This window comes from Actinacidiphila glaucinigra, assembly GCF_035918135.1.
GTDB classification, from domain to species: domain Bacteria; phylum Actinomycetota; class Actinomycetes; order Streptomycetales; family Streptomycetaceae; genus Actinacidiphila; species Actinacidiphila glaucinigra.
In genome coordinates, this window is sequence record NZ_CP109144.1 from 169236 (window position 1) to 189979 (window position 20744).

Sequence of the window (20744 nt, forward strand, 5' to 3'; positions counted from 1 at the left end):
AAAGGCCTCGGGGCGGGAGGGCCTTGGGGCGGAAGGGCCTTGGGGCGGAAGGGCCTTGGGGCGGCGGGCTCTTCTCTGGATGGCAGGGGCCTGGCAAACGGCACCCAGCGGCGGATCCGCACCATAGTTTGCATCGACCACCGATCCGCCGGTCGGGCCTGCCCGGGGGACGCTGGGCCGCGGCGATCCCTCCGCTGGGTCAAGCGTCGCGTCGCTGGTCGTGGCTGTCCTGGCGCAGCTGGTCGGCATGCCGAGTCAGAGCGTCCACGCGCGCAGCTATCTCCGGATGCCCCGGCTGCAGATGGATGCGGACGGCGGCAAGGGGGGCCATCAATCGAGCCGCGTCGTTGTGGGCGAGGGCCCCGTCGATGGCGGAGCGGGCCGCGGGGGGAAGGTCGGCCAGCCCGGTGACGAGAGCGGCCAGGCGGCGCAGGTCGGCGGCGTTGTCGCGTGCCCAGGCTGTGACAGTGCGGTCGGCGGCGCGGCGGTCGCGTGTGGCCTTCACCCGCTCCTCCCCGGTACTGCCCGCTGCTCCCGGCTGCAGGCGCAGGTAGCGGCGCTCTGCAGCCTGGCGACTAGCGACCCCGAGAGGGCCTGCCAGGTCGGCCCAGCTGGCGCCGGCGGCGCGGGCGGTCTCAATCAGACCCCTCTCCCAGCCGGCGAGCTGCTCACGCACCTCCCGCAGCAGCATCAGCGAGGCCAGCGCCCGTTCTGAATCGTCACCTGAGGTGGCCGCCGGCGCCGTATCCGCGGCGCAGGCCACACGCAGAGCCTCCTCGATGGCTGCCAGAGCGGTCGCAGTGGCCAGGAGCGGCACGGCTCCCCCGTCGCCGGCGGCCGCCGACGGAGAAGGGTCGGTGGCATTCAAGAGGCAATCGCTTCCTTCCATGTCATCCACTCGACGACTCGAAGTTTGTCATCGCTTAGACGACATGGTACAAGGGAAGACAGGTGAAGCGCATTGGCAGCCACTGCCCGAACCCTTGGAGGTGTTTCACGATGTTGATGCGCACCGACCCCTTCCGTGAGCTGGACCGTCTGACCCAGCAGCTCCTGGGGACGTCCGGCACATGGTCGCGGCCCTCGACCATGCCGATGGACGCCTACCGCGAAGGCGACCACTACGTGATCGCCCTCGACCTTCCCGGCGTGACCCCGGAAGCGATCGACATCGACGTCGAACGCAACATGCTGACGGTCAAGGCAGAACGCCGTCCCGTCGCCAAGGCCGACGACGTGCAGATGGAACTGTCCGAACGGCCCCTCGGCGTCTTCTCACGGCAGCTCATGCTCGCCGACACCCTGGACGCCGAGCACATCCAGGCCGAGTACGACGCCGGCGTCCTGACCCTGCGCATCCCGATCGCGGAGCGGGCCAAGCCACGCAAGATCGCCATCACGTCCACCGGCGACCGCAAGCAGATCAGCGGCTGAGCCCTGAGCCGGGTACCACCCGGCACACACAGTAGGCGGCGGAGGACGGAAAACCGTTCCCTCCCTCCTCGGTTCCGTCCTCCGCGTAACACAAGGGGATTACCGTGGCCATGCGATCGGAGGCGTTCCTGGCACGCGTGCAGGAACGCGGCGAATACTCCACTCCACGGGAGGCGGACCAGGCGGCGCGCGTCGTGCTGGCCCTGCTGGGTGCACACGTGGTCGGCGAGGACCGTGCGGAACTCGCCGCCCGCCTGCCGGAGACCTACGCGCTCATCCTGCTCAATCCGCTGCAGGCCACCGAGCCGCTGGACGCCGAGCGGTTCGTGCGGGCCACCGCCGCCTGGATCGAAGGCGCCACCGAACAGACCGCACGCTGGGACGTCGGCGCCGTCCTCAGCCTGGCCGCCGAGGAGGCCGGACCGGACCTCCTTCGCCGACTCTTGCTGCAATTGCCCCCGGGCTACGACCTGCTGTTCGGTCACCTCGAGCCGGCCTGACCCTCGCGACCGTGGGGGCGGGACACGCCGCCCCCGCCCCACACCACAACAAGAAGATGAAAGGCGCACCAATGTCCCCGCAGCCCCAAGCGGACCTCCGCACACCGGCGATGACGTTCGACGCGATGGTCGAGCACGTACGCTACGAGGGCGCCTACCCAACCCGCGAACGGGCCGAGCAGGCCGTCCGTGATGTGCTGGCCGGACTCGGTCGGCAGCTGATCGGCGAAGAACGCGTCGCCCTGGCCGCCCGGCTTCCTGTCGAGGCCGCGCTCGAGCTCACCGTCCAACTCCCCCGCACCGAACCGCTCACCGGCTTCGACTTCGTCTGCGACCTGGCCACCCGCACCGGCGGCACACCCGCCACCGCACGCTGGGACGCCGGCACCGTTTTCGCGGTTCTCAGTGACGTTTTCTCAGCGAAATGATCTTCACGAAGCCGCGTGAACCACGCTGATCGTAAGCAGGTAGGACGAACTCGCCCCGGAGTCGGGCAGACGTGAAGCCCCTGGTAGGACGGTTCTCACCACAAGATCGTCCGCGTAACCAGAGGCCTCACGTTGATCACCTATGTTGCCATGCTCGATGTCCCGCGCCATGTCGTGGACCAGTTGTCCCGGCTGCTGGCCGCGCACCGGCGCCGGATCGGCACGCCGAGGGGCTCGCGGGCACTGGGGCCGTTCCGTCAGGCGGTGTTGGTGCTGCGCTGGTTCCGCGAGCGCGGCTGCGTGCACTGCCTGGCCCGGGACGCCGGCGTCTCCCAGGCCACCGGCTACCGCTACCTCCACGAAGGCATCGACGTCCTCGCCGGCCAGGCCCCCGACCTGCACGAGGTCCTGGACCGCTGCCGGCGCGAGGGCATGACCCACGTGGTCCTGGACGGCACCCTGATCAAGTCCGACCGTGTCGCCGGGGTCCGCGAGAACGGCAACGACCTGTGGTTCAGCCAGAAACACAAGGCGTTCGGCGGGAACGTGCAGTTCCTATCCGCCCCGGACGGCACCCCGCTGTGGGTCTCCGACGTCGAGCCCGGCTCCACTCCCGACATCACCGCCGCACGCATCCACGCACTTCCCGCGCTCTACAAGGCCGCGGCCGACGGCCTGCCCACCCTGGCCGACAAGGGCTACATCGGCGCCGGCATCGGCATCCACGTCCCCGTCCGACGCCCCAAGGGCCGCTCCGAACGGGCGCTGCACGCGGACACGCAAACCACGAATGCCCTGATCAGAGGCATTCGTGCGCTCGGCGAACGCGCCGCCGCCGAACTCAAGCAGCGCTGGCGGACCCTGCAGCACGTCACCCTCAGCCCCAGGAGGATCGGCGACATCGCCCGCGCCGCCCTCGTCCTCAACGAAAATTGGAAATGATCACCGTTGAGAAAACGTCAGTCGCCTGGCCGGGGACGACCTCATCAACCGCGTTCTCGCACAACTGCCAACCGGGTACGCCTTGCTTTTCGGCCGGGCCGAATTGACGCGGACCGCATAACGGCGGCCGCGATCGGCCCTGCCGGCAATTCACCCCTCCCACGCGCAACCCCTTCGGTGTGAACTCGTTGCGCACTGGTGAAAGACCGCCAGCAACCGATTGGGGACAAGGGGCATCGCATTGCGACAGACCCAGTACCTACACCGAATCGGGCATTCCGCGCTGAAGACTTGCGACACCGCCTGCGACAGCGAGCCGAGCAAGAACTCGCCCAGCGCCTCAGTACGTCGGTACTGCTGCCAGCACAGATGGATACCTCAGGGCGCGGCGAGCCGGTACCGCCCACGGCGGTAGGAGGCGCGCACCCGGTCTAACACCAGGGGACGAGGCGCCGCCGCGAGTCCGAGCTTGCACGGCGATCATCCCGGGGAGCCGCGGGAAAGGGTTGGCCACACCCTGCTCTTCGAAGGGCGGCCCCGCCTGCGAAAGCCCTGGAAGGAAGCGGCGGAGCCGCACTTCCGGGGTGCACCCTGCCCGGGCCGACGGCACATCCGATGCTCGAAGTAGAGCGGCAGATTCCTTCGAAACCCGCACGTCCGGCGGTGCCCGGAGACATCGTTGGGCGAGCGCCGCGAGGGTTTTCCGCCGCGCAACCAGGTGCCCCAGGGCGTCTCGGCGGGCCCGACGGGTGCGCAGTATCGGCGGGCGTGCAGCCAGACAACGATGGCGTCCGGCGAGACCAATGAGGCCGCAATACTGCAAGGTTCAGCCGCCCCGCGCGACGAGCAACCTGTCTCCGCCCAGCTAGCTGCGAGGTGGCCACCCAAGTGGGCCTGCCTGCATTGCGAGTAGCCACGGCCGGGCTCAGTTGCACGTAATCACCACCAGTGAAACCGGCTCGATCGTTGACCGACGCTTGGAGGCGGCGGCGCACCCGGCTGAGCCGGGTGCGCCGCCGGCCGACCACCACCGGACAAGGCCGCCCACATGAGATATCACAAACCAGACCGGCGGATGATTGACCGCCACACCCACTTACGGCCCAATTCGGAGCGCCCAGAGGTCAGGGCCGCTATCAAAGTGGATTGCACAGCCGCAGACTTTCGCGCGAACGCGCATAGGGCTTCGAGCGAGCGCCGACAGCGAGGGCGGAGAATCCATGTCGTTGCAGGTGACATCGATCGAGGAGCAGGCGGCGCTGGTGCGGCGCCGCCCCGGGGCGGTGATCGTCGACTGGCTCACGACGACGGACCACAAGAGGATCGGGTCGCTCTATCTGGCCAGCGGCTTTGGGTTCTTCCTCATCGCCGGCGTGCTGGCGTTGCTGATGCGGGCGGAGCTGGCCCGGCCAGGTATCCAGATCATGTCGAACGAGCAGTACAACCAGGCGTTCACCATGCACGGCACGATGATGCTGCTGATGTTCGCAACGCCGCTGTTCGCCGGGTTCGCCAACGCCATCATGCCGCTGCAGATCGGCTCCCCCGATGTAGCCTTCCCCCGATTGAACATGTTGTCGTACTGGCTGTTCCTGTTCGGGTCGTTGATCGCCGTGTCCGGCTTCTTCACCACTCAGGGTGCCGCGGACTTCGGCTGGACGGCCTACACCCCGCTGTCTGGCGGCGAACACACCCCGTATGCGGGGGGCAACATGTGGGTGCTGGGTCTGGCGATGTCCGGATTCGGCACCATCCTCGGCGCGGTCAACTTCATCACCACGATCATCTGCATGCGCTGCCCCGGCATGACGATGTTCCGGATGCCGATCTTCACCTGGAACATCCTGCTGACCTCAGTGCTGGTGCTGTTCGCGTTCCCAGTGCTGGCCGCCGCCCTGCTCGTTCTCTACGCGGACCGCAAGTTCGGCGCGCACGTCTACGACCCGGAAAACGGTGGGCCGCTGCTGTGGCAGCACCTGTTCTGGTTCTTCGGCCACCCGGAGGTGTACATCATCGCGCTGCCGTTCTTCGGTATCGTCACCGAGGTCATCCCGGTCTTCTCCCGCAAGCCCGTATTCGGTTACGTGAGCCTGATTGCGGCGACCATCTCCATCGCCGGCCTGTCGGCAACCGTCTGGGCGCACCACATGTTCGCCACCGGCGCCGTCCTGCTGCCGTTCTTCGCGTTCATGACCTACCTGATCGCCGTACCGACCGGGGTGAAGTTCTTCAATTGGATCGGCACCATGTGGAAGGGCAGCCTCAGCTTCGAAACTCCCATGCTGTGGTCGATCGGCTTCTTGGTCACGTTCCTGTTCGGCGGCCTGACCGGCGTCATCCTCGCTTCCCCGCCGCTGGACTTCCACGTCACGGACTCCTACTTCGTGGTCGCTCACTTCCACTACGTGGTCTTCGGCACCGTGGTCTTCGCCATGTTCGCCGGCTTCCACTTCTGGTGGCCCAAGTTCACCGGGAAAATGCTCGACGAACGCCTCGGCAAGATCCACTTCTGGACACTGTTCATCGGCTTCCACGGCACCTTCCTGGTGCAGCACTGGCTCGGCGCAGAGGGCATGCCCCGCCGGTACGCCGACTACCTGGCCGCCGACGGCTTCACCACCCTGAACACCATCTCCTCCATCGCCGCCTTCTTCCTGGGCCTGTCGACCCTGCCGTTCCTGTACAACGTGTGGAAGTCCGCCCGCTACGGCCGCCCGGTCGAGGTGGACGACCCGTGGGGCTTCGGCAGGTCCCTGGAATGGGCCACCTCGTGCCCGCCACCACGCCACAACTTCGTCACTCTGCCGAAGATCCGCTCCGAATCCCCCGCCTTCGACCTGCACCACCCCGACGTCGCTGCTCTCGACCAGGAACAGAACGCCGGCCGTCGCGACGTCATCGAACCCGGCATGGGGGTGGCCAAGCCGCTCGGCGAGAGCGATCAGACATGAAGTGGCGCGGCCTCTCTAGTGCGGACGGCGGTCCGACGGTCGTTGCGGGCATCGCCCAATGTGAGAATTTTCTGTCGTGGCACGCCGCGATCAGCGACGCCAAAGCCGCGGCCGAGACTTTTGCCGACCGCATGCCCTGGCTGACTACCGCGCAACGTAGAGAAGTGCTCCGCACCCGTGAGCAGAGCCATGGCCTCTATGGCCTGACCGCGATTGGTCGCGGTCGCACGCTCGTAATCGGCGCGAAGTTCAAGCAGATCGGGGTGCTACTCGATGCCGGGTTGTGTGCGCGACATACGGACCATCTCCCATGATTTCGGCATTCCGTGTATCCGCCTACCCGGACTCAGGCCTCCGAGTCCGGTCATTTTGAGCAGACACGCTGCGCGACGAGCTCGCCACCGACCGCATCGTCAGTACGCACGGACGCAAGCTTCGCGCAAGACGTGCACACGGGGAGATCCGGGCAGTGCCTGACCTGCGACGGCGAAAGCGCCGGGGCTCCCGCCTCGACGATCCCCGGCGCTGTTGTTCATGGCCGGCTGATGACGGGGAGGCCGCTGAGTGCTTCGTCAACCGCATTGCCGTGGCTGACGACCGCCCAGCGCCACGAGGTAATCCGGCTGGCTGTTGCCGCAGAGTGCTGACGCGCAACTCCGCATGTAGTTCGGCGGAGAGGGGTTGCGGCCGCAGGCAGACGGCGTGCGTCTATCCGCACCGGTGGCGGGTAGACGCCCTGGCGTGAACCACTCCGGTAGCCGAGCGGAAGGAGCGGTCATCATGGGGGACGGGGCAGAGCGCGCCGCGCTCTTCGACATGGACGGCACCCTCGTCGACACCAACTACCTCCACGCGGTTTCGTGGTGGGAGGCGTTCCGGCAGGCCGGACACATAGTGTCGATGGCGGACATCCACCGCTGCATCGGCATGGGATCCGACCATCTCCTGGAGCGCCTGTTGGGCAAGGAGCGCGATCGCAGTGAGGATGACGCGATCAGCGGCGCCCACAAGGCCCTGTACGGCGCTTACGGCCCCGCGCTCGCCCCTCTGGACGGTGCCGCGGACCTGCTGCGTGCGGTGGCGGCCCGGGGCTTCCGGGTCGTCCTGGCCACCTCGGCCGACGGCAAGGAGCTCGCTGTGATGCGGGCCGCCCTCGACGCCGACGACGTCATCGCGGACGCCACCAGCAAAGACGACGTATCCGCGAGCAAACCGGCGCCTGACCTGGTCGCGCAGGCCCTGGAACGGGCGGGCGTACCTGCGGACCGGGCGGTCTTCGTGGGCGACACAGTGTGGGACATCAAGGCCGGCGGGAAGGTAGGAGTGACCTGCGTGGCGCTTCTGTCCGGTGGCATCGGCCGCGCCGAGCTGGAGGAGGCGGGCGCCGCCGCAGTGCACCGCGACCCACGCGACGTGCTGGCCTCCCTCGACAGCAGTCCCACGTGGCAATGACCTCCCTCGTGGACCCGCCCGTTTGACCGCGGACATGCGGGTAGTCGTGCCGTATGTGTCTTTTGTGCCCACCGGGGGTGTACCACCCCCAGGACGACACGCTGCTCCTCGAAGACGCGCTGAAGCGGGAGCGTCTCGTCGACGATGCCGACGTCCTCGATCTGGGGACGGGCAGCGGCGCGCTGGCCCTGGCCGCCGCCGAAGCGCAGATGACCGCCGTGGACGCATCCGTGAGCGCGGTGTGCACCACGTGGCTCAACGCCCGCCTCAATGGGCTGCGCGTGAAGGTCGTGCGCGGCGACCTCTGCTCACCCGTGTCGGGCCGCCGTTTTGACCTGATCACGGCCAATCCGCCGTACGTTCCGTCGCCGCAGGCGGGCCTCCCGACCCGCGGTCGCGCCCTGGCGTGGGATGCGGGGTCCGACGGCCGGGCGCTGCTGGACCGGATCTGCTCGGACGCGCCGCCGTTGCTCGCCCCGGGAGGAGTCTTGCTCCTGGTCCACTCGGCTCTCTGCTGTGTCGAGCGCACCCTGGGCCGGCTGCGTCACGCCGGCCTGCGGGCCGCGGTCACCGAGCGCCGGTACATCCCCTTCGGTCCTGTGCTGCGCGACCGGTCGGCATGGCTGGAGGCCCAAGGGCTGATAGCCGCAGGGGAAGAGAAGGAAGAGCTGGTGGTGATCCGTGCCAAACGTGAACGGTGAACCAGTGCCGACGCGTGGCCATCACCCGGGACGGCCCGATCCTGATCGAGGGCCCCGTCGAGGTGATCCTGGACCACGGCTCCGTCGTGCGTTCCGACCGCTTCGTCGTGGCCGTGTGCGCCTGCCGCCGCAGCCGCACCCACCTGTGGTGCGACACCAGCCATCGCCGGCACACCCGGACGTCACCGGCACAGATTCCCTTCCGGTTCTCGGGCTGCCCGGTCGGCGCGCCTAGCCACTTTCATTCATCCGCGTTGTCGAGCCGGCTACGCAGGCGAGCCAGGACCCGGGCCAGCAGGCGGGACACGTGCATCTGGCTGACTCCGAGAGCTGGGCCTATCTGGGCCTGCGTCAGTTCCTGGCCGAACCTCACTGCAGCAGCCGCCGGTCCCGGTCACTGAGCCTGGCCATGAGCGGCCGGAGAGCGACGAGGTTCACCACCTCGTCCAACGCGGGGTCCACGGCACCGAAGCAGTCCGCGTAGCTCCCGTTCTCCTCGTCGTCGGAGTCGAGGGCGAGGTGCAGGGAACCCGCCGTGTAGCCGTTGGCTGTGATGATGCCCTGGCGTATTTCGCCCTCCCCCGCGCCCATGCGCGCCGCGAGTTCGGCGGCCGTGGGGTCCCGGCCGAGTGTCTGGGTCAACGTGTCGACTGCTTTCGCCAGCTCGATCCGCAGTTCCTGCAGGCAGCGTGGCACGTGGACGGCCCAGCTGGTGTCGCGGAAGTAGCGCCTGATCTCGCCGAGGATGCAGGGCATGGCGAAGGTGGTGAACTCGACGCCGCGCGTCAGGTCGAAGCGGTCGATGGCTTTGATCAGCCCGATCGTCCCGACCTGGACGATGTCCTCCATCTCCTCCCCGCGGCTGCTGAACCTCGAGGCGACGAAGCGCACCAGCGAGAGGTTGAGCTCGATAAGCGTGTTCCTCACGTACTGGTACTCGGCGGTCCCCTCCTCGAGCACGTCCATCCGGCTGAAGAACGCCTTCGATAACTGCCGGGCGTCACCCGGCGCGACTTTCGTCGCGTCTTCAAACGCACGACTGCGTGCGTGGTCCGCCGTGACTCGCGGAGCCGTTCGGTCCGCCCGGTCTAACGTCGTCATGTGCCCCGCCCTCCCTGGTGTCCTGCCCCGAAGACGCCCTTCGGCTACCCCGGGACGGCTGCCCCAAGCCGACACTCAGAGGCGCTGTCCGCCGCGGTGCGCGGTTCGGGGGCCGGTTCCATGGTCGGCCCTCGGCCCGTAGCCCGCGCTGACCGGGAGAGTGACTCCAGCGCTATTCCGGGACGCAGCTTTTAACCAGAGGTAGGTAGAGCCGCATGAAGCACTCGTGATCAACTGCACTCTCGAACGGTCGCCGCAGCCGTCCAATACCTACGCCCTGGCGAAGGTGGTGGCGGACCAGCTCGCTGCCTACGGCGTGGACATCGACTGCGTTCGCGCCGTGGACCTCGATATCAAGCCGGGCGTGACCAGCGACGAAGGCGTTGGAGACGCGTGGCCCGAAATCCACGAGAAGCTGCTGTCCTCGGAGATCCTCGTCGTGGCCTCCCCCACATGGCTGGGCAGGCCCTCGTCGATCGCCCAGCGCGTGCTGGAGCGCATGGACGCCATGATGTCCGAGACGGACGATCGTGGCCGCCCGGTCGCCTACAACCGGGTGGCCGGCGTGGCGACCTGGGGTACACCATCCCGGGCCAGGCCTGGACGTACTGGCACCTCGGCCCCGGGGCCGGCCCCGACTACCTCGACGACGAACGCGGCCACGACTGGTCCCACACGACGGGTCGCGCCATGGCCGCGAACCTGTACGGCGTCGCCCAGGCCCTGGCAACGACTCCCCTCAACGCGCCGCCAGGGTGACAGGGGCCGTCCTTGGCAGGATCGCCTCGCGGGCGCATGAGGGCTTCTGATGGGGCCGGGACCCAGGTCCTCTAGTCGAGCGAGCAGATGCCGCGAGATCTCCGACGTGCGGTGATTTGATGCAGGGTTCGCAGTACAGCCAGCACTTGGGGTCACCAGGGCGGAGTAGCAGCCCGCGCGACGAACCGCCCCGGCTTGCATGGTGTCCGTATGAGGGCACTGTGGTCGGGCTATGTCTCGTTCCGCCTGGTCACGATGTGCGCCGTCCTCGTTACCGGTCACGACCGAGGAGCACGGCACCGGGTTCCACCAGGTCCACGCGAGCGACGGAGCCCGCATCAGGCACCGGAGAGTCTGTGAGCGCGAAGACGTGGAGGTCCCGCAGTCAGAAATCGCGCACTGCTGGCAGCGCCCCGACGGCCGCACCGTCGTGCTCCTCGATGAGGACCTGGCCGCGCTCCCCCTTGCCACGAAGCGCACCGTCGACGTCCTCGGCTTCGTTGATGAGCGCGACGTCGACCCGGTGCTCTACGCCAAGCCCTACTGGGTCGGGGCCGCCGGCGAGCAGGGGCAGCGGCCATACGCGCTCCTGGTTGAGGCGCTGGCCCGGCACGGCACGATTGCCGTCGCCAAGGTCACCTTGCGCACCCGGGAGCGCCTGGCGGTCCTGAGGCCGCGGCACGGCATGCTCGTGCTGCACACGCTGCTGTGGCCGGAGGAGATCCGTGAGCCCGACGACCTGTCCTCGAATGCCCCGGTGACGGACCGGGAGCTGGAGCTTGCCAAGCTATTGATGGACCAGCTTGCCGGGGTGGAAATCGCCGAGCTGCACGACGATTACGCGGCGGCGCTGGAGCAGCTGGTGGCCGCGAAGTTGACCGGCGCGGGCCTGGAGGAGCCTGAGGAGCCGGTGACGGCGGTGGATTTGATGGCGGCGCTGGAGGCGAGCATCCGGGCGGCGAACAAGCACTAGCGGATGCCTGCGGAACACTACGAGCTCGGGGCCGACGGCTTCTGGCACTGTGACCGCCGCCTTGCCGTTCACCATGCCGTATGTTCGCTGGCGGGCGCTTTCGCAGCCTGCGGTGGCGATCAGGGCCTCCCGGGATCATGGGCGCGGGCGCATGATGGATATGCGGCCTCGCCTCCGCCCTTCCCTGACCCGTGGCGCGGTCGCTCGTCACTCGGATGCGTCTTCCCGCTCGAAGATCACGCGACTGGGCGCGATGCTGTCCGGTGCGTCCGAGAGCTCGACCTGCGCCGCAAGCTTTTCGGGCCTGAGGAGGCCCCCGCCGGACCACCGGCGAGGGCTCTTCGCGCGAGCCGACGGAGCACGATGCCCTGATCGGCCGCGTCATCTCCACATTCCGCGCCGCTGGAAGCAGCGTCCCGCCATGCAGCTTTTTCCACTTCACCAGACCGGGGTCATGGCCGCTGATCTTGGCGGACGCGGAGATCCGGCCGACCTGGCCATTAGGTACGGCTGAGCTGCCGGACTACCGCGGACCGCCCACCTAACCGCCAATCCGGATCCGGCTGCACTCCCCCGATTCCCACCGCGACTGCACAGTACGGATCACGGTGGTGGTGTCTGAGCCAGCGGCACACCGGTGGCGCTCCTGGGGCGGGAGGATGCTGCCGAGTGCTGCCGCCGGCGTGCTGACGGCAACCGTCTTCGGCGGCGGTCGGCCCGACGAATGATTCGTTTTCGAGCGGGCGCTCCCCGCAACCGAATGTGTGTCGATCATCGACCTGGCGGTGCGGGTCCCTTGCCCGGCCCCAAGTGATCCCATCAACCGGGTCAGGCAGGGAACTCACCATATTGTTGGGCCTGCGCTGCGCCAGTCGAACAGCTCGTCGTCCAGATAGATCGAGTCGGGATCTATGCCCGCGCGCCGCAGGAACTCCATCAGGTCCCGAAGGTCGTACGCGATGCCAAGATCCTGGCAGTCCAGGCACACGCGCCGACCACCACCCTCAGAAGGCGGCGGATACACGACGACCCGATGCCGCTCCACACGCTCAGGATGCCTCCGCCGGAGGAGACGGCGCATCTTGCATGTGGAGCCCTGTCCTCCCCGACGCGTGCACCGGGCAGGCGTCGCAGCCCGCCACCGGATCAGGCGTTGACATACACCCGGGTCACGAATTCCGCAATCTGGGTGTCCGTCAGGTTGCGCGCAAGGTCGGCCTCGCTGATCATGCCGACCAGTTGGTGACCCTGCTCCGTGTCGATAACTGGCAGGCGCTTGATCTGATGCTGTTCCATCATCTGCAATGCCTCATCGGCGCCGGCGCTCGCGTCGATCCACTGCAGGTCACCGGCAAGAGTTCCCGCCTGGACCGTGGCGGGGTCGATGCCCTCCGCATCGCACTGGACGACGATGTCGCGGTCAGTGATCAGGCCCGTGAGTTTATTGTCGTCCCCGCAGATGGGAAGGCATCCGACGTTCAGGTCGCGCATCATCCTTGCCGCTTCCTGGAGGGACTGATGCGCGCCGACACACTGGACTCCGCCGGACATGATGTCCCTGGCCGTGAGCTGGTCGTTGCCCGTCATGCTTCTCTCCTTCACCCGCGCAGGCGCCCTGTGTTCCAGGGCTGCACGTGCTGCGATTCTGGCTGTCGGGTGCGGTTGACAGCGGGCGCTCGTGAGGCTGGTCAGAGCCATCTCGTCGATCGTTTCGTGCGCCCTGCAGTGGCTATAAGCCCCTGCTGCAACCTGCCGTTCAACGGGAGGCGCGCTGTACGAAGGCACCCCTGTCTCCAGGATCGGCTTCGTCCCTACGGCTCGCATCTGCAGGGAGATCGCCAGGGAGGAGACCGTCAGCGGCACCGGATGCACCAACCTGCTGGGCGACAGCTGATCGATGGCATCGGTTCCGGGCCCGTACGGCATCCCCTTGCGAGACGTGCGCAGGCCTACCTCGACGAGTGCATCAGGTGGTGCCAGTCCGGGGTAGCGGGCAAGTGAGGAGCGATCGATAGGGCCCTTTGCCACATGCCCTGGACCTGCTGAGAGGGGCGCTGCTGTTCGTTGTGGACTGCGTTGAGGATGAGCAGCCCTCCCGTCAGAGCCGGTACCGCCCACTGCATGACGGCCAGATGTCGCTGTGCCTTGTCGGTTTCGATCGGGTGCTTGGCCGCCTTCTCCGCATCTTCGGAACGAGTGGAGGAGGCGAGCTCCAATTTCTTGCCCAGGACGCGGCTGTAGGCCGTGGCAGCCAGTGCCGCTCCGGTCAGAACGGTTTTGGCCAGGGTGGAGGCGGCGACGCCCTGCTGGGCTACGACCCGGGCAGCATTGACCGCAAGCAGACCACTGCTGCCTACGAGGTGGGCGCCGATCGCCGAGGCATTCACCGGGGTCCACTTTGACCAGCCGGAGGCAGCGATCCGGGTGGTGGACTCCCACGTCCCACCCTCGGTCCTAGCTGCGCCGTTCAGCCCGACCGCGCCCATCAGCGAACCGCCGAACCATGCGGCCAGTCCTATGTCGTGCAAGCTGCGCAGCACGGTATTGCGTTCGGACATCGCTCGCTCCCAGGTAGCACAGGGCATCGACAGGCCTGCCGATGCCTCCCACCGTGGCCCCCAGCGATGTCGCTTGCCATTCCAGGTAGTACGAACGGGCCATCCAAGCGCGCTCGCCCCGCGTGTTGGTAGTTGCCTGCGAAACAGGACGACCTTCCGTGTATGGCCACCAATGCGCTTAGCACGACCCAGCAAGGTGCAGACCTGGGCTGATCGGCGGAGCAACGGTGGCGGAGTCCCCGACCAGCGGTTTCATTGGGGTGCGTGACCGTCTCCGCTGTCGGGCGCGAAGGACGCGGGCTTCGCCTGCAACTCCAGCCAGTCGGCGCCCCGCCCACCAGAGCCGACGTCACAGTTGGAGTATCCCTGCTAAGGACTGTCCCGCTAATCCCTGGCTGCGTCGGCGTGGGACTGGCAGGATGACTGCCATGACCGCATACCGAAGGGCCGATGCCGCGTAGACGGCCTGGCGCCCTGCGCGCCCAGCAACATGGTCCTCGCGTCTGGGAGGACCCGCCGCCGAGTCGGATTCACGGGCTCTCCGCCCTTACCAGCCTGGCGATACATCGAGTGGAGCGCCTCTCGGGCAACTATTACGTCTTCCCCGGCGCTACGGCCCGCGCGCTACGGCGTTATCAAGCGTTCTTGCAACCGCCAGGGCGACGGCCCTTGTATCCCCAGGACGCGCACTGCTCGTGCCGCGGCTGTTCCTTCGACGATGTGAGGCATGCCCGCGACGTCCTTGAGGAGGTTCTCCAACGGCTGCCCTCGCGTTCTCGCGCCGAGCTGAAGCGCCAAGTGGCCTACCTGGACACCGTCTACCTTGAGCGCACTCTGCCTGACCCCTTCGCCGGTCGCCGGCAGTGGCGTGCTGACCTCTGGTGGCGTCGCCGCCTCACGATAGGCAGGGAGGGCATCTGAGGTTCCTGGTCCGATCCAGAACTGAGAGGATCACAACGTGACTGTTGTGATCACGGCGTCGAAGCTCTCCTGGATAGCCCCGTTCACCGGTCTGAGCCCACGCTGCTTCAAGAAGCTGGTGACCATGCTGCGGCGCGAGGGTGCGGATGCAGTCCGCAAGGGCCGGCCGTGGAGCCTTCCGCTGGAAGACCGGGCACTGTTGGTTGCGGCGTATTGGCGCACGAACTTGACGATGCGCCAGCCGGCCCCGCTGTTTGGGGTGTCCAAGTCGGCCGCGGACCGCATCATCGACCACCTCGGGCCGATGCTCGCGCTCCAGCCCCGCAAGCGGTTCGCCAAGGGCACCGTGCTCATCGTGGACGGCACCCTGGTCCCCACCCCCGACCATACGGTGGCCGAGCAGTCCAAGAACTATCGGTACTCCACCAACCACCAGGTCGTTATCGACGCTGACACCCGCCTGGTCGTCGTGATCGGCCGACCCCTGCCCGGGAACCGCAACGACTGCAAGGCACGGGAGGAATCCGGCGCCAAGGCTGCCGTCGGCAAGACGCTCACGATCGCGGACGGCGGCTACCCGGGCACCGGACTCGTGATGCCGCACCGCCGCCGTAAGGGCGAAGACCTGCCCGAGTGGAAGGAGGCGCACAACAAATCCCACAAGCGGGTCCGCGCCCGTGTCGAGCACGTCTTCGCCCGGATGAAGACCTGGAAGATCCTCCGAGATTGCCGCCTCAAAGGCGACGGGGTCTACCACGCCATGCTCGGCATCGCCCGCATGCACAACCTCGCCCTCGCCGGATAGGCGAGCGGACCGCACCGCGACCGACCTTGCCTCCGATGACTCAAAGATCATTAACGGGACAGCCCTTAGGCAAAAACCCACGATCTCACAACGAACGTGGCCGCACGGACGCCCGTTCGTGAAGGCGGAAACTGAGGCAGCCGGCTATGAGCGGGTACCGGCGTGGCGCTCGGTGCCGCCGCGGGCGATTAGGGAAAGGACGGTTTACGTGAGACTGATCAGCGAACGTGGCCGAGGAGGCAGGATCCGGTGGCGGCCCTATGCCGGCGCCGCTGCGGCGGTAGCCGCCGCTGCCACCATTGGCATTGCGGCAGCCGACACCCGCAGCGCGTGGTATCAGCGGCTGCCCAAGCCTTCCAGGCAACCACCGCCGTGGGCCTTCAGCGCCACGCGGATACCTCTGTATGCGGGCATCGCCTGGTCTGGAGGTCGAGCCTGGTGCCAGGCCGGCCACGGGGAACGGATGGCGCTGGCGACCGCGCTGGCAGTGAACCTTTCCCTGAACGCCGCTTGGAGCTGGATGTTCTTCGTCGCCCGCAGCCCACGTGCCGGATTGGCTGGGGCCCTCCTACTGAACGCCAGCAACGTGCACCTCATTCGGCGTGCAGCCCGCAGCGACCTGCACGCGGCCGCCGCGCTCTTGCCCTACGCGGCATGGTCCTGGTTCGCTTCGGCGCTCAACGCCAGGATTGCCCACCTCAATTCGCGCCCCTGACCGCGCACGAATCATCCAGGCGCACGCGAGGATCGAGAAGGATGCCCGCGACTGCCTCGCCCGCTAGGAACAGCCATCACGCACTCTGCTCTTCGTCCGCCTCGCTTTCCTCGTCCTTCTCCTCGCCCTCTTCGTCCTCGGGGTACTCGCCTTCCTCGCCCTCTTCGTCTTCCTCGCCTTCCTCGTCCTCCTCCTCGCTCTCTTCGTCCTCGGGGTACTCGCCTTCCTCTTCCTCTGCGTTCTCTTCGCCTTCGTCGCCTTCTTCGCTCTCTTCGTCCTCGGGGTACTCGTCTTCCGACCCGACCCCTCTCCGCGCTGGTTCGGATTCCACGAGGTGTTCCACACCTTCACCGTGGCCGCTTTCACGGCCCACTACGCGGCGATCGCCTTGGCCGCCGTATGACCGCCTCGGGCACTAATCAGCGACCGGGCAGATTGCTGTCACTGACGTTTTCTCAGCGAAATGATCTTCGCGAAGCGATGTGAACCACCCTGTTCGTGAGCAGGTAGGGCGAACCCGCCCCGGAGTTGGGCAGACGTGAAGCCCCTGGTAGGACGGTTCTCACCACAAGATCGTCCGCGGAACCAGAGGCTTCACGTTGGTCACCTATGTTGCCATGCTCGATGTCCCGCGCCATGTCGTGGACCACCTGTCCCGGCTGCTGGCCGCGCACCGGCGCCGGATCGGCACACCGAGGGGCTCGCGGGCACTGGGTCCGTTCCGTCAGGCGGTGTTGGTGCTGCGCTGGTTCCGCGAACGCGGCTGCGTGCACTGCCTGGCCCGCGACGCCGGCGTCTCCCAGGCCACCGGCTACCGGTACCTCCACGAAGGCATCGACGTTCTCGCCGACCAGGCCCCGGACCTGCACGAGGTCCTGGACCGCTGCCGGCGCGATGGCATGACGCACGTGGTCCTGGACGGCACGCTGATCGAGTCCGATCGCGTCGCCGGGGTCCGCGAGAACGGCAACGACCTGTGGTTCAGCCAGAAACACAAGGCGTTCGGCGGGAACGTGCAGTTCCTGTCCGCCCCGGACGGCACTCCGCTGTGGGTCTCCGACGTCGAACCGGGCTCCACCCCCGACATCACCGCTGCACGCATCCACGCACTTCCCGCCCTCTACAAGGCGGCGGCCGACGGCCTGCCCACCCTCGCCGACAAGGGCTACATCGGAGCCGGCATCGGCATCCATGTCCCCGTCCGACGCCCCAAAGGCCGCTCCGAACGGGCGCTGCACGCGGACACACAAACCACGAACAGCCTGATCAGAGGCATCCGTGCGCTCGGCGAACGTGCCGCAGCCGAGCTCAAGCAGCGCTGGCGCACCCTGCAGCACGTCACCCTCAGCCCCACCAGGATCGGCGACATCGCCCGCGCCGCCCTCGTCCTCAACGAAAACTGGAAATGATCACCGTTGAGAAAACGTCACTGAGTCCGAGATCTACCGGGCCACGGTGACGGAGCGCCGTGAGCACGCGGACGGCCGGGGGTGCGGGCGGTGCTGCCGGACGGCAGGGCGGCGAGCGTGGTTCCGGGACCTCCAAGTCTTCGAGGTCACGGCGTCGGTGACTGCGGTCAGCCCGGTGGAGGGGCACTTCTGGACGGCGACGTGGTCCGCGTTCACCGCGGCGAGGTGCCGCACGGCCAGATCCCGGAGCTCGAGAGACAGCCCGGGGCGGCAGCCACGGGTCCAGGTCCGCGTGGGCGGCCAGTGGCGCGACGGCGTGGCGTGACACAAGATCCGGTACCGGGACGGGCGGCACGCGGTTCCGGTGAAAGGGAAGTTCCTCTAGGGCGACGGCTTCTCGTTCACTGGCGCACCTACTGGTGGAACCCGGATGCGATCCGCGTGGTGCACTAGATCAGCCCCAACACTGCCGAGCACCACCCGAGCCTCAGCCAGCCCCGCGGGACGCCTTGAAGGGAGGTACGAGGGGGTGCCTTGTTTTCGGTTGCTCGCCGGCCCTCGACCGCACGCGTTGGGCGGTCCCGCCGCGGCAGGCAGGTAAGGGTCCGGCGGGACCGCGTCTGCGCCCGCCCGGCCGCAGCGTAGGCCCCGCACAACCGGACGGGCAGCTTGGATTGTGCGCGCGAGCACGGGCGCCTCAGGCAGCTACCTTTTCCTGCACCTTGTCCTTGAGGTGATGGATGTCGCTTTCCTGGAGCGTGCCGTCCGCCTGCTCATATTGGCTGAGGGCCAGGCCCAGGCCGAAGAAGGTGGGGGCCCACTCGCCGACGTAGATTCCCCAGCGGTCGGCGCGGGCCAGGCCTACGCCGGGTTCCGCGGTGATGCTGGTGGCCCAGGCGGCGATGGACAGGCCGATCGATGCCAGGCCGGCCAGGTACGCATGCTCGCTGCGTATGCCCATGCCGTGCATCTTTTGGATGATCATGACGGACTCCCTCGTTGATGCGACTTCCCCCTAAGGGCCCGGCTTGCCATGAATTGTCGCAATAAACACGCTCCGCGCGTTCACCGCTGTCACCGTGCCGGGGCATCACGCCGCGCGTGCAGGCTGCCGCGGGCTGGACGCTGTCAGAATGCGCGCGATCTGGACCGGCTACGTGTCGTTCGGTCTGGTCACCATCCCTGTCCGCCTCTACTCGGGGACCGAGGAGCACGGCGCGGGGTTCCATCAGATTCATGCGCGTGATAGCTCCGCGATCAGGCATCAGAGGGTCCGTGAGAGCGAGGACGTCGAGGTCTCGCAGTCGGAGATCGCGCGCGGCCTGGAGCGTCCTGACGGCCGCGCCGTCGTGCTCCGCGATGAGGACCTGGCCGCGCTCGCCCTTCCGACCAAGCGCACGGTCGATGTCCTGGGGTTCGTCGATGAGCGCGGCGTCGACCCGGTGCTCTACTCCCGCCCGTTGGGGTGGGGTGGGGCCGCAGGCGAGCAGGACCAGCGGCCGTATGCGCTGCTGGTGGAGGCGCTGGCCCAACGGGCGCGATCCATTGACCGAGAGCCTGTGCCAGCCTTCGCGCCGCCCTTTATCCGCCCAGGTGATCGCACCCCGAGCGGCTCCTTACCTCGGAACACTCGACGACGGTCGCCTCGCCCCACTGCCAGAACCCGAGTCCCTTCCTGAGCGTCGCCATGACCAACGGACCTCGCTCACAGCGCGCGCCAGCACGCGAGAAACGCGCATGATGGGAATACGGACGTTGCCATGGAACGTGCCCAGCTTGGAGGTGCGGGCCGTGCTGGAACCGCCCGCAGGTCCTGAGCCACGCCGGTTGAGATGTCCAGCCCGCCCAAAGTGCCGTGCCCCAAGCTCTCCGACGGAGCCCTTGCAGCCAGCAAGTCGTTGACGGCGATGTCCCAATGTGACCCAGGGGCCGCGTTGCTGCTGCGCAGCAACGCGGCGACATCTTGCGCGCCGAATCGCTCGTCGCCTGATCATCAATCTGCAAGAAGGAAACGCTATGACCGCCTACGGATACTTCCTGTCCTCGGAGGAGTTCGCCCCCGCGGACCTGCTCGACCAGGCACGCATGGCCGAGCAGGCCGGTTTCCAGGCGCTGGCCATCTCCGACCACTTCCATCCTTGGAACGACGAGCAGGGCGAGAGTTCGTTCGTCTGGTCCATGATCGGAGCGTTGTCCCAGGTGACGTCGCTGCCGATCACCACTTTGGTTACCTGTCCCACGGTGCGTCTTCATCCGGCGATCAACGCCCAGGCCGCCGCGACAGCGGCCGTGCTTACCGAGGGCCGCTTCCGCTTCGGTCTGGGAAGCGGTGAAGCACTCAACGAGCACATTCTCGGCGACGCTTGGCCCGAGGCCGCCGAGCGCCTGCAGATGCTCGAAGAGGCCGTGCAGATCATCAGGAAACTCTCCACCGGAGAACGCGTCACGCACCACGGCACCCACTACACCGTGCAGAACGCCCGCCTCTACACCATTCCCGCCGAACCAGCTCCGCTGTACATCTCCGGCTTCGGGCCCGAAGCCGCCGCGCTGGCCGGCCGCATCGGGGACGGTTTCGTCACGATGACACCCGATACGGCGCTTGTGGAGCAGTTCCGGCGGGCCGGGGGCGGGAGCAAGCCGGTCATCGGCGGACTGAAGGTCTGCTGGAACACCGACCGAGCGCGCGCGGTGAAAACCGTGCACCGGCTGTGGCCCAACGAGCAGCTTCCGGGCGAGCTGGCCCAGATCCTCCCCACCCCGGAGCACTTCGAGCAGGCCGCCACCCTCGTCACCGAGGACATGATCGCCGACGCCATCGTCTGCGGCGACACCACCAACGACCACGTCGAAGCGATCAGCGCCTACTCTCAGGCCGGCTTCGACGAGGTCTACGTGAACCAGATCGGACCCGATCAAAAGCAGTTCTTCGACTTCTACCGCGCCGAGGTCCTTCCCAGGCTGCACGCTGGCACGTCCGTCGGCTGATCTCTCAGCTGTGCGCGTGTCCTACTTTGCTCCGTCGCAGGCGCGATACGTTCGCGTCGCCATTTATTGCCGCCCGAGCGCTCTTCGCAGGGCCACGTCAGAGGTCA

At 67.5% G+C, this 20744-nt stretch carries 19 protein-coding genes and 6 pseudogenes; 18 read left to right on the top strand and 7 right to left on the bottom strand.

The window, feature by feature from the left end; genetic code table 11:
* Positions 1-199: 199 nt before the first annotated feature.
* A complete protein-coding gene (locus tag OIE69_RS00840) occupies positions 200-868 on the bottom strand; it encodes an HSP18 transcriptional regulator (protein WP_326570001.1) in 669 nt (222 codons plus the stop codon).
* 131 nt (positions 869-999) lie between these two features.
* On the opposite strand from OIE69_RS00840, the gene OIE69_RS00845 reads away from it, so the two are divergent.
* The 10 genes and pseudogenes from OIE69_RS00845 to OIE69_RS00890 all read left to right on the top strand — a co-directional run.
* A complete protein-coding gene (locus OIE69_RS00845) occupies positions 1000-1434 on the top strand; it encodes an Hsp20/alpha crystallin family protein (protein WP_326570002.1) in 435 nt (144 codons plus the stop codon).
* A gap of 104 nt (positions 1435-1538) precedes the next feature.
* Positions 1539-1934, top strand: a complete 396-nt coding sequence (locus tag OIE69_RS00850) for a DUF2267 domain-containing protein (RefSeq protein WP_326570003.1) — start codon at positions 1539-1541, stop codon at positions 1932-1934.
* Positions 1935-2005: 71 nt separating this feature from the next.
* Positions 2006-2341 (top strand): annotated as a pseudogene (locus OIE69_RS00855) (DUF2267 domain-containing protein); the annotation flags it as partial.
* Between the two features lie 153 nt (positions 2342-2494).
* Positions 2495-3304, top strand: coding sequence for a transposase family protein (locus OIE69_RS00860; protein ID WP_326569999.1), 810 nt, complete (start codon positions 2495-2497; stop codon positions 3302-3304).
* Between the two features lie 16 nt (positions 3305-3320).
* Positions 3321-3425 (top strand): annotated as a pseudogene (locus OIE69_RS00865) (DUF2267 domain-containing protein); the annotation flags it as partial.
* Between the two features lie 1099 nt (positions 3426-4524).
* A complete protein-coding gene (gene ctaD / locus OIE69_RS00870; RefSeq protein ID WP_326570004.1) occupies positions 4525-6255 on the top strand; it encodes an aa3-type cytochrome oxidase subunit I in 1731 nt (576 codons plus the stop codon).
* Entirely contained in the window at positions 6252-6569 is a 318-nt protein-coding gene (locus OIE69_RS00875) for a hypothetical protein (RefSeq protein ID WP_326570005.1), read from the top strand. Before ctaD ends, OIE69_RS00875 begins: the two co-directional genes overlap by 4 nt.
* A gap of 466 nt (positions 6570-7035) precedes the next feature.
* Positions 7036-7707, top strand: coding sequence for an HAD family hydrolase (locus tag OIE69_RS00880; protein ID WP_326570006.1), 672 nt, complete (start codon positions 7036-7038; stop codon positions 7705-7707).
* A 53-nt stretch (positions 7708-7760) separates the two neighbouring features.
* Positions 7761-8408 (top strand): HemK2/MTQ2 family protein methyltransferase, encoded by a 648-nt coding sequence (locus OIE69_RS00885; RefSeq protein ID WP_326570007.1) that lies wholly within the window; start codon positions 7761-7763, stop codon positions 8406-8408.
* A gap of 14 nt (positions 8409-8422) precedes the next feature.
* Positions 8423-8563, top strand: a pseudogene (locus OIE69_RS00890) (CDGSH iron-sulfur domain-containing protein); the annotation flags it as partial.
* Between the two features lie 86 nt (positions 8564-8649).
* On the opposite strand, the pseudogene OIE69_RS00895 reads toward OIE69_RS00890, so the two are convergent.
* Positions 8650-9509 (bottom strand): annotated as a pseudogene (locus OIE69_RS00895) (SigB/SigF/SigG family RNA polymerase sigma factor).
* A 226-nt stretch (positions 9510-9735) separates the two neighbouring features.
* Between OIE69_RS00895 and OIE69_RS00900 the strand changes: the two are divergent.
* Together OIE69_RS00900 and ku are read left to right on the top strand one after the other, a co-directional pair.
* Positions 9736-10268: pseudogene (locus OIE69_RS00900) on the top strand (flavodoxin family protein).
* A gap of 232 nt (positions 10269-10500) precedes the next feature.
* The gene (gene ku, locus OIE69_RS00905) at positions 10501-11241 is read left to right on the top strand and encodes a non-homologous end joining protein Ku (protein WP_326570008.1); all 741 of its coding nucleotides are present in this window, start codon (positions 10501-10503) and stop codon (positions 11239-11241) included.
* A gap of 841 nt (positions 11242-12082) precedes the next feature.
* On the opposite strand, the gene OIE69_RS00910 is transcribed toward ku, so the two are convergent.
* From OIE69_RS00910 to OIE69_RS00920, 3 genes are all read right to left on the bottom strand, one after another.
* Positions 12083-12286 (bottom strand): hypothetical protein, encoded by a 204-nt coding sequence (locus OIE69_RS00910; RefSeq protein WP_326570009.1) that lies wholly within the window; start codon positions 12284-12286, stop codon positions 12083-12085.
* Between the two features lie 101 nt (positions 12287-12387).
* A complete protein-coding gene (locus OIE69_RS00915) occupies positions 12388-12828 on the bottom strand; it encodes a CBS domain-containing protein (protein WP_326570010.1) in 441 nt (146 codons plus the stop codon).
* Positions 12829-13190: 362 nt separating this feature from the next.
* On the bottom strand, positions 13191-13799 hold the full coding sequence (locus OIE69_RS00920) for a hypothetical protein (RefSeq protein ID WP_326570011.1): 609 nt from the start codon (positions 13797-13799) through the stop codon (positions 13191-13193).
* A 958-nt stretch (positions 13800-14757) separates the two neighbouring features.
* On the opposite strand from OIE69_RS00920, the gene OIE69_RS00925 reads away from it, so the two are divergent.
* Together OIE69_RS00925 and OIE69_RS00930 are read left to right on the top strand one after the other, a co-directional pair.
* The gene (locus OIE69_RS00925; protein ID WP_326570012.1) at positions 14758-15525 is read left to right on the top strand and encodes a transposase; all 768 of its coding nucleotides are present in this window, start codon (positions 14758-14760) and stop codon (positions 15523-15525) included.
* Between the two features lie 208 nt (positions 15526-15733).
* Positions 15734-16240 carry a TspO/MBR family protein gene (locus OIE69_RS00930; protein ID WP_326570013.1) on the top strand — a complete coding sequence of 169 codons (507 nt, stop codon included), beginning with the start codon at positions 15734-15736 and terminating at the stop codon, positions 16238-16240.
* Positions 16241-16316: 76 nt separating this feature from the next.
* Here OIE69_RS00930 and OIE69_RS44670 read toward each other — a convergent pair whose 3' ends face one another.
* Entirely contained in the window at positions 16317-16583 is a 267-nt protein-coding gene (locus OIE69_RS44670; protein ID WP_392567439.1) for a hypothetical protein, read from the bottom strand.
* Between OIE69_RS44670 and OIE69_RS00935 the strand changes: the two are divergent.
* Positions 16536-16643: pseudogene (locus tag OIE69_RS00935) on the top strand (hemolysin III family protein); the annotation flags it as partial. The gene OIE69_RS44670 and the pseudogene OIE69_RS00935 overlap by 48 nt on opposite strands.
* A 196-nt stretch (positions 16644-16839) precedes the next feature.
* Positions 16840-17649 (top strand): transposase family protein, encoded by an 810-nt coding sequence (locus OIE69_RS00940; RefSeq protein ID WP_326570014.1) that lies wholly within the window; start codon positions 16840-16842, stop codon positions 17647-17649.
* Positions 17650-18346: 697 nt separating this feature from the next.
* Here OIE69_RS00940 and OIE69_RS00945 read toward each other — a convergent pair.
* Positions 18347-18634, bottom strand: a complete 288-nt coding sequence (locus tag OIE69_RS00945; RefSeq protein WP_326570015.1) for a hypothetical protein — start codon at positions 18632-18634, stop codon at positions 18347-18349.
* A gap of 148 nt (positions 18635-18782) precedes the next feature.
* On the opposite strand from OIE69_RS00945, the gene OIE69_RS00950 reads away from it, so the two are divergent.
* A complete protein-coding gene (locus OIE69_RS00950; RefSeq protein WP_326570016.1) occupies positions 18783-19328 on the top strand; it encodes a Ku protein in 546 nt (181 codons plus the stop codon).
* Positions 19329-19665: 337 nt separating this feature from the next.
* Positions 19666-20637: a TIGR03557 family F420-dependent LLM class oxidoreductase gene (locus OIE69_RS00955; RefSeq protein ID WP_326580882.1), complete on the top strand. Its 972-nt coding sequence runs from the start codon at positions 19666-19668 to the stop codon at positions 20635-20637.
* Positions 20638-20744 lie beyond the last annotated feature (107 nt).

Coding starts and splice junctions, on each gene's coding strand:
- OIE69_RS00875 (WP_326570005.1), top strand. CDS start 6,252: ATGAAGTGGCGCGGCCTCTCTAGTGCGGACGGCGGTCCGACGGTCGTT.
- ctaD (WP_326570004.1), top strand. CDS start 4,525: ATGTCGTTGCAGGTGACATCGATCGAGGAGCAGGCGGCGCTGGTGCGG.
- OIE69_RS00955 (WP_326580882.1), top strand. CDS start 19,666: ATGACCGCCTACGGATACTTCCTGTCCTCGGAGGAGTTCGCCCCCGCG.
- OIE69_RS00880 (WP_326570006.1), top strand. CDS start 7,036: ATGGGGGACGGGGCAGAGCGCGCCGCGCTCTTCGACATGGACGGCACC.
- OIE69_RS00945 (WP_326570015.1), bottom strand. CDS start 18,634: ATGATCATCCAAAAGATGCACGGCATGGGCATACGCAGCGAGCATGCG.
- OIE69_RS00950 (WP_326570016.1), top strand. CDS start 18,783: ATGCGCGCGATCTGGACCGGCTACGTGTCGTTCGGTCTGGTCACCATC.
- OIE69_RS00920 (WP_326570011.1), bottom strand. CDS start 13,799: ATGTCCGAACGCAATACCGTGCTGCGCAGCTTGCACGACATAGGACTG.
- OIE69_RS00885 (WP_326570007.1), top strand. CDS start 7,761: ATGTGTCTTTTGTGCCCACCGGGGGTGTACCACCCCCAGGACGACACG.
- ku (WP_326570008.1), top strand. CDS start 10,501: ATGTCTCGTTCCGCCTGGTCACGATGTGCGCCGTCCTCGTTACCGGTC.
- OIE69_RS00845 (WP_326570002.1), top strand. CDS start 1,000: ATGTTGATGCGCACCGACCCCTTCCGTGAGCTGGACCGTCTGACCCAG.
- OIE69_RS00915 (WP_326570010.1), bottom strand. CDS start 12,828: ATGACGGGCAACGACCAGCTCACGGCCAGGGACATCATGTCCGGCGGA.